Raw genomic sequence first — 15,536 nt, forward strand, 5'->3', positions numbered from 1 at the left:
TAAAGATTTTCCAACCAAAGGCTTTGAGTCTATTGAGCAAGCTAGGAGCTGGGTGTTTGAATTTGTAAACTTTTATAATAAAGAATCCCTTCATAGTGGTATAAAGTATGTAACTCCACATGATAGACATTATGGTTTAGATGATGAAATACTTGCAAATAGAAAAGAAGTCTATAAAAATGCTAAATCAAAAAATCCTAATAGATGGTCTAAAGGTATAAGAAATTGGGATAAGGTTGAAATAGTAAGCCTTAATCCAACCGATGATTTATACAAAAACGAGAAGCTTAAGAAAAAAGTTCTATGACAACTTACTTGACAAACACCGTTCTATCGGCTCTCTACTCTTGATAGTATCAGCAATTTTTTTTATGTCACAGGCTCTCAGTATATTGTTTTTCCCAGATTTCTCAAATCCTTTTGATGCATCTATAATCAACACATCTGAAGTAGGGCGTTTTCTTTTAAGCACCATTACGATAGTAGGAATACCTGTGCCAAAGAAAATATTTGATGGCAAACCGATGATAGTATCTATGTTGTTCTTTTCTATAAGATTCTCTCTAATCTTACCTTCATCTCCACCCCTATATAACACACCATGTGGAAGAACTATTGTCATAATCCCATCATCTTCAAGGTGATATAGATCATGTAATAAAAACGCATAGTCTGCTTTGCCCTTTGGTGCCACACCATAATTTTTATATCTTGGATCGAACTCTTTATCAGTCGGATCCCATTTTTGTGAATACGGAGGATTAGAAACAACAGCATCAACACGTATCAATTTGTACGTCTTATCTTTATCATTATCTTCGAAAAATGGCCAATCATCCTCTAATGTATCACCATTTCTTACATTAATATTTGCAGGACTAATCCCTCGCATGACCAAGTTCATTCTTGTTAGGTTATAAGTATTTTCCTTAAGTTCCTGTGCATAATAATCTATCTTATTTTCTCCTAAGAATCTTGCAATGGAGTTACCAATATTTATCAATAAAGATCCTGATCCAGATGTAGGGTCATATATCTTAATTTGTTTTTTATCTCTTAAATGTTCTGCAATAATTTCAGACATTAAAACAGAAACTTCATGAGGGGTATAAAATTCTCCTGCTTTTTTACCTGCATTGGCAGCAAACATACTTATTAAATACTCATAAATAAAACCAAGAACATCATAATCTTGCTTTCCATCCATAGGAATTTTTTTAATTAATTTAAGAAGACTCTTTACAGCTTTTGTTTGAGCTTGTGAAGTTTCTCCAAGTTTAGATAAGCCCGTCTGCAATGTATTGAAAATTTTCTCAAATACTTTCTTATATACATCATCGATATTACGATCAAAGGCAGACAATGCATCCCTCACATTTGATATGTCAAAATCGTTACCTTTTTTAATCCAGGTTGAAAATAGATTTTCATATGAAATAAAATATCCCAAGTTTTCTCTTACGTAAGTTGCGTACTTAACATCGTTCTCAGTAACTTTTTCAATATCTGCATTGGTTAATTTTTCTTTTCTAAAAAAGGCAAGCTCTTTTTCGGATAAATATTTATAAAAAATAAAACCAAGAATAAAATCCTTATATTCATTAGCTTCAATTTTTGATCTCATTTGATTTGCTGATTCCCAAATAGTTGATGCCAGCTTCTGCTTATTCATTTTCTTCGTCCTCTCTTTTCACGTAAATTAATTCAATGTCATAGCCCAAACCTTCCATCATCTCCACGAAGGTTTTATTTATCACTCCATCATTCTTTTTCACAATACGATTTATGTACTGACTTGTCTTACCAATTTTTTCTGCAAGCCCCATCTGAGTAGTATCATTTTCCACACACTTCAATTTAATATCTTTTTCAATATTGTTTAAAATCATATTTACCCTCCCTTTCCTTCAAAGTATTCATGTGTTTCAAGGTTTAAATACACCTTTATATTTTAACACATTATGGTTTATATTTCAGCACAAATAAGATTATTTTTTAAACAAAATGAATTTTCAAAGCTTACTAATAGTTACCTTCTCAATATGCTTAAAATCCTATTACTAAACCTTACTCACTTCAGTTTTTAAGTTAGTAAACTTATCAACTCACCACATTTTTGATAGCCATTTCATCAACTCATAAGCACTGAAGTTATTTTTCTCCGTCAGGCTCACGCTTTTCGAGTTTTAGATAAGTTCGCACAAAAATAAAAACCGTGATTATCCTCCCAGCTTAAAGCCAGGTCTCAAATCACGGAAAGCTCTTATTTCAAGACTTTTCTACACTCTTACTTCTCTACCCTTGACAGCAATACTACCGTCTCAACGTGCATAGTATGGGAAAACATATCTACTGGCTGTATTTCTTCTGCTTTATATCCTCTTTCATCTAAATATTTTAAATCCCTAGCCAATGTTGATGGGTTGCAAGATACATATACTATCTTTTTGGGATTCATATCTACAATAGTCTCCAGTACCTTTTCATCACAGCCTTTTCTAGGTGGATCTACCACTACTACATCTGCTATTACTCCATCATTATAGAGCTTAGGAAATATATCTTCCGACTTTCCAGCATAAAATTGTACATTGTCTATATTATTTAACTTAGCATTTTCCTTGGCATCCTTTACTGCTTGCTCTACTATTTCTATGCCATATACCATTTTTGCCCTTTGGGCTAAGAATAATGAGATAGTTCCTGCTCCAGAATATAGGTCAAACACTGTTTCATCACCATTTAAGTCACAGTACTCCAATGCCTTTTTGTATAGTACTTCTGTTTGTTTGGGATTAACTTGTAAAAATGATTTTAGTGATATCTTAAATTTCAGATTTTCTATATAGTCTACTATAGTATCTTCACCATATAATAATCTATTTTTATTACCTAAGATAACATTGGTTTTTCTAGTATTTATATTTTGCACTATAGATTTTATATTAGGTACTTCCATCACTAAACTATCTATAAGTGCCTTTTCATAGGGTATTTTTTCTTTATTAGTAACTATACCCACCATAGTATCCCCTGTTCTAAATGATACTCTGGATACTATATGCCTAATAATGCCCTTTCCCGTTCTTTCATTGTAGGGCATTATATTATAATCTTTCATATAATTTCTAACGATCTCTATGATTTTATCACTATTCTCATGTTGAATTAAGCATTCCTTTGTATCTATTATTTCATGGGTGCCCATCTTATAAAATCCTATAGCTAAATCATTATCCTTCTTTCCTACTGGTAATTGAGACTTGTTTCTATATCTAAAAGGAGATTCCATGCCTATTACATCGTGTATTTTAACATCCTCTAATCCACCTATCTTCTGTATATTATTTTCAACTAGTCTTTTCTTTATATTTAATTGCTGCTGATATTTTAATTCCTGTATTTGACACCCTCCACATATATGGGCTATTGGACATGGGGGAGTAATCCTGTTTAATGAAGGGGTATATATGTCCTCCATTTTACCCAATGCAAAATTCTTTTTTATCTTATTTATCTTAACTTTTCCCACATCTCCAGGTATTCCACCTTCAGCAAATACAGTAAACCCTTCTACTTTCCCTACTCCTTTACCTAAATGATTTAAGTCTATTATTTCTATATCATAACTGTTATCTTTTTTAATAGGTATTTCCAAGGCAATAATCTCCTCCTTCTTTACTTATTCTCCCTAAGAACTAAGAACCAAAAACTAAGAGCTATATCTTCCTACCCTAAATTCTTATGGACTCTCTTAAGCATCTTTCTTATAGGCAAATCATAAGGACATCGTGTTTCACATATTCCACATTCTACACATTCATTTGCCTTATGCTCAAATGTAGCATACCTTTCCTTGGCCCAGTCTTTTAGATCATATCTAGTGTAATATCCCTCTACTATGAATTGAACAGGAATATCTATACCCTGAGGACATGGTGCACAATATCCACATCTTCTACAGAATTCTGTACCCAATTCCTTTGCCTCTCCTAATATTATATCTCGTTCTTCATCTGTCAACGGCTTATAATTATTCCCTATCGCAGCATTACTCTCTATATGCTTCACTTCATTCATACCTGGTATCACTACAGATATATTTGAATTTTCCAATATAAATCTCAATGATAAATCTACATTTCTTATAGCCCCTCCAGCAACAGGCTTCATAACTATAACTCCAACATCCATTTTATGAGCCCTATCAAATATTTCACTGGCTTGAGTTTCTACTGGGTTGTATGGAAATTGAATTGTTGAGAATATATCATCATCCAATGCCCTCTCAATAATTCCTAGATCATGGCTAGTAATCCCTATATGTTTTATTTTTCCCTGTTTTTGCGCCTCTTTTAATGCCTTCAATGCACCATCTTCAGACATAACCTTATCATATTGATCATCTGTTCTAACATTATGCAATTGATATAAGTCTATATAATCTGTTTTCATTAATTCTAGACTTCTCTCTATATCTTTCTTCATAGCATCATAGTCTCTCTCAGGAGATTTTGTTGCCAATATCCAGTTTTCTCTTCCTGTCTCTTCCACTCCATATCCTATTAACTCTTCACTTCTTCCATATATCTTTGCAGTATCTATAAAGTTTATACCCTCTTCTTTTGCCTTTTTTATCAGTTCTATAGCTGTTTCTTTATCTACCTTTTGTATAGGTATACCTCCAAATCCTATAGCTGATATTTCTAAATTAGTTCTTCCTAATATTCTTTTTTCCATAATTTTGACCCCCTCATTATTTGCGATAAATATTTATATTGCCTCTTTCTAACATACTTTTAAACTTATCTCTCAATAATTGTTTAAACACTTCCCTAGTGGCTGGTATTACAAGGCTAAAACCCATTACATCTGTTATTATACCTGGAGTTAAAAGTAATGCCCCTCCAATCAATACACATAGTCCATTAATCAATTCATTTCCAGGCATTCTTCCACTGTTCAGTTCAAGCCTTATTCTATCTAATATTGCTCTTCCTTGACTTTTTGCTAAATATGCACCTACAACACCTGTCAACAACACTATTGCTATAGTAGTTAAGGCACTGGTCTTTTCTGCTAATTTGAATAATACATAGAGCTCTGCTATTGGTATAGCAGTAAATAAAATAATCAATCTTGCTAACATGTTTTCACTCCTATCAACCCTTTTCTATTGATTCCATTAATCTATTCCACACATCATTAAATTTCTTCTTAAAGTTTATTGGTTTCAAATCTTTATTTACAAATGCATGATTTGTCCATCCCTCTGCCAATAATTTATCGTCTCTCTTTCTCTTTATCTGATAATTAAATCCTATCCTTACACCTTTCAATTTTTTAATAGCAGTCCTGATAATTATCTCATCATCATATTTTGCCGAAAGTATATATTTACACCCCACATCAATTACTGGCAATAATATATTATTATCCTCTAAAACTTTATAATCCATTCCCAACTGTCTAAAAAATGACGTTCTTCCTATCTCAAACCAATTAAAATAATTTGCATGATATATTACACCCATTTGATCTGTTTCACTGTATCTTGCTCGTATAACTGTCTCATTTATCATCTATACCCCGCCTTTTTAGAAATAAAATAATTAAATTCTATAAATTTCATTATATCAAATTTAACTATATTTTTTTAGTCCATATATAAATAAAAAAGTTAGTAGCTAACTACTAACTTCTTATATCACTTTCCTTCAGGTATCCATTTTTCAACTAATTCTCTATTGTTTTCTACAAATTCCTTTGCTGCCTTTTCTGGGTCCATGCCATTTTGTATCTTTAACATTACAGAAGATAATTGTTCAGTATTTATTCTATAATTCTCCAAAAACGCTGCAACCTCTGGTAAATCTTCTCTTATATTAGGCCTACCCATACTTTTAATACATTCTCCTGTCCCCATAACTTGATCTGGATCTTCTAAAAACTTTAGATCCCAACTTGCCCATTTCCAATGGGGTTTCCATCCTGTTACTACAATCCATTCTCCATTATTTATTGATCTTGACAATTCTGTTGTCATGGCAGGGCCACTACTTCCCTCAAGATTCCAATCTTCAAGCCCATAATGGGGCATAACTTCTTTCTCTGTTACTACCATCTGAGCAGCTCCTGGGTCTATTCCCACTATTCTTCCTTCAAATTCATCTTTATGATCTTTAAGCTCCTCTATACTATCTATTTCAACATATTCAGGAACAACTAGTCCAATCTGTGCCGATGTATAATTGTCGTTTAACTCTACTAAATCATCACCATATTTTTTCCAATAATTTCTATCGGTGTCTGGAAGCCAAGAGCACACAAATGCGTCTATTTTTCCATTGGCTGTAGATTGATACATAACTCCAGTTTGAAGCATTGGAGTCTTGACTTCATATCCCATATCCTCCAATACCACCTTCACTATATTGGTAGATGCTTGAGCCGATGCCCACTGGACATATCCTATTTCAACAGTTCCTTTTGTTTCTTTATTTTCATTGGATTTTATCGGACTTTCCATCATTGCACATCCTGTTGATATTAACACTATCAACAATAATATTGATATTACTTTAATAAATTTATTGATAATAAATCACCTCTATTAATTAACTATTTTTAGCTCTACCCATCTTTATACTTCCTGTTATTCTATCCAGTATTATTGCCATTATAACTACTCCCAATCCTGCTTCAAATCCTACTCCTACTTCCATTTGTTGTATCCCTGTTAATACTTGGCTACCTAATCCCTCTGCTCCAATCATTGATGCTATTACCACCATAGATAGAGACAACATTATAGTTTGATTTATACCTGCCATGATTGATGGAAATGCCATTGGAAGCTTAATTTTATATAACATCTGTATAGAAGTTAATCCAAATGCATCCCCTGCCTCTATTAAGTCATCAGGTACTTGTTTTAAACCTAATTTTGTTAACCTTATTGATGGAGGCATTGAAAATACTATAGTTGAAATCACCCCTGGCACTTCTCCTATTCCAAACAGTATTGCAGCTGGTATAAGGTATACAAATGGAGGCATCGTCTGCATAAAATCAAGAATTGGTGCCACTATACGATTCAATACTTTAGATTTACTACAAAGTATACCTATTGGCAGCCCTATTAATAAAGACAATATTGCAGATATTAAAACTAAAACAAAGGTCTGAACAAAATTTATCCATATACCTATATAAAAAACAAATACTAGACTCCCAAATGTAAATAACGCAACCTTTTTATTTGCCAGTAATAATGCTATACCAGCCAATATAATTGTAAAGATAAGTGGCGGTAATGTTAATAATCCTATTTCTGTCCACCCCATAAAATTTTCTATAATATTTGATATACCATCAAATACAGTTCCAAAGTTTTCAAGTAACCATTGTACGAATTTATCAACGACTTTTCCCACAGGAATAGTATTCAAAACTAACACCTCCATATTATGATAAGTTTGCAAGCACTGTACCTTTTACTATTATTCCCTTTAAAATTTCATCTTCAACTACTGGAATAGGTACATCCATTTGTGATATATCGTCAAACAACTGATTTATAGTTGTATCAGGGCTTACCTCTTTAGTTTCTTCCATAACATTTAATAAATCCTTGTCTCCATTTTCAACGGCTCTTTTTATACCTTCAACTGTAACTAACCCCTTAAGTTTTCTTTTCTTACCTACTACAAAAATACTAGATATTTTATTCTGTTTCATTTTATATTTTGCAGTATTAGGACCATCTTTTTCATAGGCCAGCTCCAATGGTTTTACCATTATATCTTCTGCAGTTAATATTTGAGACCTGTTCACATTTTTTACAAACTCTTCCACATATTCATTTTTTGAATTAGTCAAAATATCTTCTGCCGTACCCAATTGAACTATCTCTCCGTCTTTCATTATTGCTATCCTATCTCCTAATCTCAGTGCCTCGTCCAAGTCATGGGTTATAAATATAATAGTTTTATCTAATTCGTCATATATTTCCAATAATAGATCTTGCATATCCCTTTTTATAAGAGGATCCAATGCACTAAAGGGTTCATCCATCAAGAGTATATCGGGTTCAATTGCCAAGGCTCTGGCTAATCCCACTCTCTGTTGCATCCCTCCACTTAACTCATCTGGGTATTTATCACCCCATCCCTCTAACCCTACCTTTTTAAGTGCCTTTTTTGATTTATCTTCCATTTCTGATTTAGACATATCATATACTTCCAGTCCAAATTGTGTATTTTCTAATATATTTCTAAAGGGAAACAGTGCAAAGTTTTGGAAAACCATTCCAAATTTTTCCCTTCTTATATCTCTAAGCTGTTTTTTATCTAATTTAGTTATATCAGTATCTCCTATCAATATTTCACCTGATGTTGGTTTTATAAGTCTATTTATGCATCTAAGCAAAGTAGATTTTCCACTGCCTGATAAACCCATAATCACAAATATCTCATTGGATTCAATATCAAAGCTCACATTATTAACTCCAACCGTCAGCCCCTTCTTTTTCAATATCTCCTCTTTGGAATATCCTTGGTCCAACAGTTTGAGCCCCTCTTCAGGGTCATCACCAAATACCTTAGTAACATTTTTCATTTTAATTTTTGCCATCTAAAAAAGCCTCCCAATTATTTTTAATTCATTTAATATATATAAACAAAACACTTTAGAATATTATAAATTACATCCTAAAGTGTTTATTATCTGTTAAAACATATATTTAAAAATAGACCATACATATAAAACCATTTATAAAACTATCATATAAGTTACAAATAGTCAAACTTAGGTATGTGGCAAATAAAAAACAGAAAAGTGACCAGTGGCCACTTTCCTATAATACCTTTGCTTTACCTTTATATATTAGTCCTCTAATACCATCTACAGTAACTATACCTCCATGGGCAAGTACCTCTGTGGCATTTGCTGCTCCAACGATTACTGGCTTACCTATACTTAATCCCACTACTGCTGCATGGGATGTAAGTCCTCCCTCTTCTGTGATTATTGCTGATGCCCTTTGCATAGCATCTACCATATCTTTATCTGTACTAATAGTTACTAATATATCACCAGTTTCAAATTTTTCATTTATTTCACTGGCATTTTTAATTGTACAAACCTTTCCTACTGCTGATTTGTTTCCTATTCCTGTACCCTTAAGTAATACCTCTCCTACTATGTGTACCTTTAAAAGATTTGTACTTCCTGCTACTCCCACTGGTACTCCAGCTGTAATTACTACTAGATCACCATTCTTTATATATCCCTTTTCCATAGCTCCATCTATGGAAACATCTACTATCTCATCTGTAGAATTAGTTTGGTCTACTAATATGGGATATACTCCCCATGCCAACGACAATAGTCTCATAACCCTTTCTGTTGTAGTAGCAGCTATTATAGGTGCCTTAGGTCTAAATTTAGATACTGCCATGGCAGTATATCCTGATGATGTAGCTGTAATTATGGCAGCTGCACCTAAGTCCTGTGCTGTAGCACAAGTAGCATGACTTATAGCGTTAGTTACAGTTATATCATTTTGTCTAACTATAGATGCCAATATGTCCTTATAATCCATAGAGTCTTCCGTTCTTTCTGCTATATTATGCATAGTTTTAACTGCTTCTATGGGATATTTACCTGCTGCTGTCTCTCCCGACAACATTATCGCATCAGTACCATCTAATATAGCATTTGCCACATCTGTAACCTCTGCCCTAGTAGGTCTTGGGTTTCTAATCATAGAGTCTAACATCTGAGTAGCTGTAATTACTGGCTTACCTATATTATTACATTTCTTAATTATCATCTTTTGTATAAGAGGTACTTCCTCTGCTGGCACTTCAACCCCCATATCTCCTCTGGCAACCATTATTCCATCGGACACTTTGAGTATGGAGTCAATATTCTCTACACCTTCTCTATTCTCTATTTTAGATATTATCTGTATATGATCTGCATTATTTTCTTCAAGAATTTTTCTTATTTCAATTACATCTGAAGGTTTTCTAATAAATGATGCCGCAATAAAATCTATATCATTTTCTATTCCAAACTTTATATCCTCCAAATCTTTTTCAGTGATGGCAGGAAGATTTATCTTTGTACCTGGCACATTTACACCTTTTTTATTTTTTATCACTCCGCCATTTTCAACAGTACATACTATATCTGTATCTTCTTTTATATCTATTACCTTTAATCCCACTAAGCCGTCATCTATAAGTATGGTATCCCCCACATTGACATCCTTAGCCAATCCCTTATATGTAACATGGCATAAATCTTTATTGCCCATAGTATCTCTAGTAGTCAATGTAATAGTATCTCCATCTTCGACAGTTATTTCTCCACCTTCAAAATTTCCTGTCCTTATCTCTGGTCCCTTAGTATCTAACATTACTGCTATGGGTAGTTCCAATTCATCCCTCAAAGCCTTTACCATATCTATCCTGACCTTGTGCTCTTCATGATTCCCATGGGAAAAATTAAGCCTAGCTACATTTAAACCACTTTTAATCATGCCTTTTAATACTTCTCTCTTCTCTGAAGCTGGTCCCAGTGTACATACTATTTTTGTCTTTTTCATTATATACCTCCTCATCATATAGATAATATTTTAGCTAATTTATACATGTCCTTATCAAAATAATTTTTAGAATTAATAGCATCGTTTAAATCTACAGATATTATTTTATTACCCTTTATACCTACTGCCAATCCTGCTTTATCATCTAGTAATAAACTCACTGCCATAGCTCCCATCTTACTAGCCATTATTCGATCTGAAGCAGTGGGACTTCCACCTCTTTGAATATGTCCCAATACAGTAACCCTTGTCTCTATATTGGTCTTATCTTGTATAGATTTCTCTAATTCAAAGGCATTTCCTACACCCTCCGCCAACACTATTATACTATGGAGTTTTCCTCTATTCCTTCCTTGGAGTATCTTTTTACATATCTGTTCTGTATTAATCTTTTCCTCTGGGACTATTATACTTTCAGCTCCACCGGCTAATCCTGCATACAATGCTATATCTCCACAGTGTCTTCCCATCACCTCAACAATATTTGCTCTGCCATGAGATGTAGATGTATCCCTTATTTTACTTATAGCGTCCAATACTGTATTGATAGCAGTATCAAACCCAATAGTATAGTCGGTATATCCCAAATCATTATCTATAGTTCCAGGTATTCCCATCGTAGGGATACCTGCATCGGCAAGCTTTTGTGCTCCCTTAAATGAACCATCTCCACCTATTACCACTATGCCATCAATACCAAAAACATTTATTACATTTAAACCCTTTTGTAATCCCTTTTCTGTTTTGAACTCTTCACAGCGGGCTGTTCTTAATACGGTACCTCCCCTATGGATTATATCTGCTACAGATGATAAGTTCATCTCTTTTATGTCTCCATTTATCAAACCATTATAGCCATGCTTTATACCAAAAACATTAAGACCATTATATATCGCTGACCTTACCACTGCCCTTATGGCTGCATTCATCCCTGGCGCATCACCACCACTGGTCAATACCCCAATATTTTTCATTATACCGCCTCCTTTTGCCATGATGGACCTTATGTGTCCCACAAACATTAAAAATAAGTTTTCCACTATTATATACATTAAAAATATTACTTTTATTGCCATATTATAGATTGAGTTCTAATATTACAGACTGAATATCATCAGCCTCAAACTCTGGGGCCAATATTTGATAAGTAATCAAATCCCCTTCTCTAGCTAGTATGTCAGTCTTTATCAAGAATCCTTCTGCCTGTAGTTTTCTCATAATTTCATCAGCTTCTTCTTTACTATCAACTATATGAACTGTAGTCCACATATATTTACCCCCATGTCCCTATAAATATCTACTAAATATAGCAATATTATATCACATAAAATAATTTACTAACATATTTTTACACAATTATCCCCTAAAATTTCTGATAATTTTTCTATAAGCTCTTCATCTTTCACATTAACCCATAAGCTTCTATCAGCCATAGCTGTGGATTTATTTTTTTCCATATATACATATACTGGAGTATCTCCAGAATATTTTCTCAATATCCCCTTTATGTTATTAAATATATTTGCTCTATGTTTAGGAGATACTTTAAGATATAATTTGGTCTTCTTCTCTGAAAAGAAAGGTGATATCCTATCGCATATTATCTTAGGGTCATCTTCTTCGTTAATAGAAAGCCTTCCATCTATTACTATTATACTATCTTCTTTTATATATCTCCCATATCTCTCGTATACCTTAGGAAATATTATTATTTCAATACTACCATATAAGTCCTCCACAGTAGCAAATGCCATCATATTGTTATTCTTAGTTATTTTCTCTTTGACATCGATTATTATCCCACCAAGATAGACTTTACTTCCATCCCTATAAATAGTATCAATATCTCCTTCTCCTGTATTAATACTATTGTTCAACTCATATATTTCACTGCTATTCATAGTAGATATTTCTTCTATTTTACTGGCATACTGAGACAATGGATGTCCACTTATATATACCCCCGTCATTTCCTTTTCCATAGATAATAATGTCCTCTCAGGAAATTCTTCTATATTAGGTAAAGTTTCATCCTTTAGATTATTGTCTTCTTGTTTAATAGTATCAAATATAGAAAACTGTCCTTCAATATTCTTCTTTCTATCATAATGGATGCCATCTAACACCCTTTCATATATGGCCAAATATTGTGCTCTATTTCCATCTAATGAGTCAAAGGCACCACATTTTATCAGGCTTTCAACCATTCTCTTATTTAAGCTACTTATATCTACCCTCTGACAAAAATCTGTTAACGTCTTAAATTCTCCATCTTTATTTCTTGCATCTACTATGGCTTCAATGGCACCAATACCCACATTCTTAACTGCCGCTAATCCAAATCTTATCTTATCACCTGATACTGTAAACTTGGCATAGCTCTCGTTTATATCGGGTGGTAATATCTCTATGCCTAACTTTTTACATTCTTGTATATATAGAGATATAGATGTGGTATTACCCATTACACTGGTTAAGAGTGCCGCCATAAACTCCACAGGATAATAATACTTAAGCCATGCTGTCTCATAGGCCAATACTGCATATGCTGCCGAATGGGATTTATTAAAGGCATATTTTGCAAAATCTATCATCTGGTCATAAATTTTATTTGCTATCTTTTCATCTACTCCGTTATTTATAGCACCAATTATTTCTTGATTGCCTTTTTCATCCTTTTTACCATATATAAAGTGTTTTCTCTCTTGTTCCATTACATCCATCTTTTTCTTTCCCATGGCCCTTCTAACTAAATCTGATCTTCCCATGGAAAAGCCACCGATATCCCTTACTATTTGCATAACCTGCTCTTGATATACCATACAACCATAGGTTACACCTAATATGGGTTTTAGTGTAGAATGTATATATTGAATATTCTCAGGATTATTTTTATTTGATATATATGTTGGAATCTGTCTCATAGGACCTGGTCTAAAAAGTGAATTTGCAGCAACTATATTTTCAAACCCTGTGGGTTTTAGTTCTTTTAAAAACTGTCTCATACCAGCACTTTCAAACTGAAATACACCTAAAGTATTCCCTTCAGCAAACATCTTATAAATATTGGGATCATCATACTGAGAATTTTCAAAAGATATCTCTACATCATGATTATATTCTATAAGATGTTTTGCATCCCTTATAACAGTAAGGTTCCTGAGTCCTAAAAAGTCCATCTTCAAAAGTCCCAATTCTTCCAATTCAGTCATAGTAAATTGGGTGATTACTGCATCATTATTTCTACCCAGTGGTACATATTCTGTTATTGGCAATTTAGATATAACTACCCCTGCTGCATGGGTAGATGTATGCCTTGGCAAACCCTCTACAGATAGTGCAATATCTATTAGCTTCTTAACCTTTATATCATTATCATAGGATTCCTTTAATTTTCGATTTACATTCAATGCCTTTTCTATGGTCATCCCCAATTCCATCGGGATTTGCTTGGCTATATAGTCAACTTCTCCATAGGACATATTAAGGGCTCTTCCTACATCCCTTATTGCCCCACGAGCAGCCATGGTACCAAAGGTTACTATCTGTGCCACTTTATCACTACCGTATTTTTTAACAACGTAATCTATAACCTCTTCTCTTCTTTCGTAGCAAAAATCTATATCTATATCTGGCATAGTCACCCTTTCAGGATTTAAAAAACGTTCAAATATCAGATTGTATTTTATAGGGTCTATATCTATAATTCCTAATGTATAAGATACTATACTTCCTGCTGCTGAACCTCTACCTGGTCCAACCATGATTCCATTGTCCTTGGCAAATTTTATAAAGTCCCAAACGATGAGAAAATAGTCTACATATCCCATATCTTCTATGGTCTTCATCTCATATTCTAATCTATTCTCTATTTCTTCTGTTATATGATCATATCTCTTTTTCAATCCATCATAGCATAATTTTCTAAAGTACTCCACATTTGTATATCCCTGGGGTACTTTATATTCAGGTAAATGTAATGTATCAAAATCTAAGTCCACATTACATCTCTCTGCTATTTTCACCGTATTACTTATAGCCTCTTTAACATTGGGAAATAATGCACTCATTTCCTCTGGAGATTTAAGATAAAACTCATCAGAAGGAAACCTCATTCTCTGTTCGTCGTCTACAGTTTTTCCAGTCTGAATGCATAATAATACATCATGTACCCTGGCATCATCTCTATCTATATAATGTACATCATTAGTTGCTACTAAAGGTATATTTAATTCTTTACTCATAGATATCAACTTTTGATTTACATATTTCTGTTCCTTCATATTATGGTCTTGTAACTCTAAATAAAAATTATCTTGTCCAAATATTTCATTATATTCCTTTGCCCTCTCTATGGCCTTTTCATAATTATTGTTTAATATATGATTCTGTATTTCTCCACCCAGGCAAGCACTAAGGGCTATTACCCCTTTACTATATTTCCTTAATACACTACTATCTACCCTCGGCTTATAATAGAAACCATTTACAAAGCCCTCAGAAACAATATTCATCAAATTATTATATCCCTCATTATTTTCTGCTAACAAAACCAAATGATATTGGTTTTTATCTCTTTGAGGGTCTTTTTCTGTATATGCACCTTTAGATGTATAAACTTCACATCCTAATATAGGTTTTATTCCCTTTTTTATAGCATTCTTATAAAAGTTAACTACGCCATACATCACACCATGATCAGTTATGGCTATACTATCCATCCCCAATTCCTTTACTCTATCAAGAAGTTTTGAAACTCTGGCTGAGCCATCTAACAAACTATATTCAGTATGGACATGCAGATGAACAAATTCACTCATAAAAAATCTACTCCTCATTTAAAAATTTAAAGGACAGTGATTACCACCATCCTTATTATATCAAATACAAATCCATATATCATCTTTAGTATAGATAATAT

Annotated in this window: 13 protein-coding genes and 1 pseudogene; 1 reads left to right on the plus strand and 13 read right to left on the minus strand. The window is 33.2% G+C overall.

From position 1 onward, the window contains the following. A pseudogene (locus tag Q326_RS16875) lies at positions 1-307 on the plus strand (IS3-like element ISAzo10 family transposase); the annotation flags it as partial. Here Q326_RS16875 and Q326_RS16880 read toward each other — a convergent pair. The 13 genes from Q326_RS16880 to Q326_RS0106275 form a co-directional block, all read right to left on the minus strand. After that, positions 302-1,672: a type I restriction-modification system subunit M gene (locus Q326_RS16880; RefSeq protein ID WP_250160315.1), complete on the minus strand. Its 1,371-nt coding sequence runs from the start codon at positions 1,670-1,672 to the stop codon at positions 302-304. The pseudogene Q326_RS16875 and the gene Q326_RS16880 sit on opposite strands and share 6 nt — an antisense overlap. Next, positions 1,665-1,889: a hypothetical protein gene (locus tag Q326_RS0106220; RefSeq protein ID WP_026894584.1), complete on the minus strand. Its 225-nt coding sequence runs from the start codon at positions 1,887-1,889 to the stop codon at positions 1,665-1,667. Before Q326_RS0106220 ends, Q326_RS16880 begins: the two co-directional genes overlap by 8 nt. 398 nt (positions 1,890-2,287) lie before the next feature. Then, positions 2,288-3,658: a 23S rRNA (uracil(1939)-C(5))-methyltransferase RlmD gene (gene rlmD / locus Q326_RS0106225; RefSeq protein WP_026894585.1), complete on the minus strand. Its 1,371-nt coding sequence runs from the start codon at positions 3,656-3,658 to the stop codon at positions 2,288-2,290. A 71-nt stretch (positions 3,659-3,729) separates the two neighbouring features. Continuing rightward, on the minus strand, positions 3,730-4,740 hold the full coding sequence (locus Q326_RS0106230) for an aldo/keto reductase (protein WP_026894586.1): 1,011 nt from the start codon (positions 4,738-4,740) through the stop codon (positions 3,730-3,732). A 16-nt stretch (positions 4,741-4,756) separates the two neighbouring features. Next, positions 4,757-5,149 carry an FxsA family protein gene (locus tag Q326_RS0106235; protein WP_026894587.1) on the minus strand — a complete coding sequence of 131 codons (393 nt, stop codon included), beginning with the start codon at positions 5,147-5,149 and terminating at the stop codon, positions 4,757-4,759. 13 nt (positions 5,150-5,162) lie between these two features. Next, entirely contained in the window at positions 5,163-5,582 is a 420-nt protein-coding gene (locus tag Q326_RS0106240) for an acyl-CoA thioesterase (protein ID WP_026894588.1), read from the minus strand. 125 nt (positions 5,583-5,707) lie between these two features. Next, positions 5,708-6,529 carry a glycine betaine ABC transporter substrate-binding protein gene (locus tag Q326_RS0106245; protein ID WP_245592065.1) on the minus strand — a complete coding sequence of 274 codons (822 nt, stop codon included), beginning with the start codon at positions 6,527-6,529 and terminating at the stop codon, positions 5,708-5,710. An 88-nt stretch (positions 6,530-6,617) separates the two neighbouring features. Continuing rightward, complete coding sequence (locus Q326_RS0106250; protein WP_250160316.1) at positions 6,618-7,451, minus strand: ABC transporter permease; 834 nt, start codon at positions 7,449-7,451, stop codon at positions 6,618-6,620. Between the two features lie 16 nt (positions 7,452-7,467). Next, positions 7,468-8,634: a quaternary amine ABC transporter ATP-binding protein gene (locus Q326_RS0106255; RefSeq protein ID WP_026894591.1), complete on the minus strand. Its 1,167-nt coding sequence runs from the start codon at positions 8,632-8,634 to the stop codon at positions 7,468-7,470. Between the two features lie 223 nt (positions 8,635-8,857). Beyond that, complete coding sequence (pyk, locus tag Q326_RS0106260; RefSeq protein WP_026894592.1) at positions 8,858-10,615, minus strand: pyruvate kinase; 1,758 nt, start codon at positions 10,613-10,615, stop codon at positions 8,858-8,860. 14 nt (positions 10,616-10,629) lie between these two features. After that, a complete protein-coding gene (gene pfkA / locus Q326_RS0106265; protein WP_026894593.1) occupies positions 10,630-11,589 on the minus strand; it encodes a 6-phosphofructokinase in 960 nt (319 codons plus the stop codon). 103 nt (positions 11,590-11,692) lie between these two features. Next, positions 11,693-11,884, minus strand: a complete 192-nt coding sequence (locus Q326_RS0106270; RefSeq protein WP_026894594.1) for a hypothetical protein — start codon at positions 11,882-11,884, stop codon at positions 11,693-11,695. Positions 11,885-11,952: 68 nt separating this feature from the next. Then, positions 11,953-15,435 carry a DNA polymerase III subunit alpha gene (locus tag Q326_RS0106275; RefSeq protein ID WP_026894595.1) on the minus strand — a complete coding sequence of 1,161 codons (3,483 nt, stop codon included), beginning with the start codon at positions 15,433-15,435 and terminating at the stop codon, positions 11,953-11,955. Positions 15,436-15,536 lie beyond the last annotated feature (101 nt).

This window comes from Clostridiisalibacter paucivorans DSM 22131 (assembly GCF_000620125.1).
Taxonomy (GTDB): Bacteria; Bacillota; Clostridia; order Tissierellales; family Clostridiisalibacteraceae; genus Clostridiisalibacter; species Clostridiisalibacter paucivorans.

What these genes read in the sequence shown, in the direction of transcription:
- Q326_RS0106270 (WP_026894594.1), bottom strand. Translation starts at nt 11,884, where the DNA reads ATGTGGACTACAGTTCATATAGTTGATAGTAAAGAAGAAGCTGATGAA.
- Q326_RS0106240 (WP_026894588.1), bottom strand. Translation starts at nt 5,582, where the DNA reads ATGATAAATGAGACAGTTATACGAGCAAGATACAGTGAAACAGATCAA.
- pyk (WP_026894592.1), bottom strand. Translation starts at nt 10,615, where the DNA reads ATGAAAAAGACAAAAATAGTATGTACACTGGGACCAGCTTCAGAGAAG.
- pfkA (WP_026894593.1), bottom strand. Translation starts at nt 11,589, where the DNA reads ATGAAAAATATTGGGGTATTGACCAGTGGTGGTGATGCGCCAGGGATG.
- Q326_RS0106235 (WP_026894587.1), bottom strand. Translation starts at nt 5,149, where the DNA reads ATGTTAGCAAGATTGATTATTTTATTTACTGCTATACCAATAGCAGAG.
- Q326_RS0106220 (WP_026894584.1), bottom strand. Translation starts at nt 1,889, where the DNA reads ATGATTTTAAACAATATTGAAAAAGATATTAAATTGAAGTGTGTGGAA.
- Q326_RS0106275 (WP_026894595.1), bottom strand. Translation starts at nt 15,435, where the DNA reads ATGAGTGAATTTGTTCATCTGCATGTCCATACTGAATATAGTTTGTTA.
- Q326_RS0106230 (WP_026894586.1), bottom strand. Translation starts at nt 4,740, where the DNA reads ATGGAAAAAAGAATATTAGGAAGAACTAATTTAGAAATATCAGCTATA.
- Q326_RS0106245 (WP_245592065.1), bottom strand. Translation starts at nt 6,529, where the DNA reads ATGGAAAGTCCGATAAAATCCAATGAAAATAAAGAAACAAAAGGAACT.
- Q326_RS16880 (WP_250160315.1), bottom strand. Translation starts at nt 1,672, where the DNA reads ATGAATAAGCAGAAGCTGGCATCAACTATTTGGGAATCAGCAAATCAA.
- Q326_RS0106255 (WP_026894591.1), bottom strand. Translation starts at nt 8,634, where the DNA reads ATGGCAAAAATTAAAATGAAAAATGTTACTAAGGTATTTGGTGATGAC.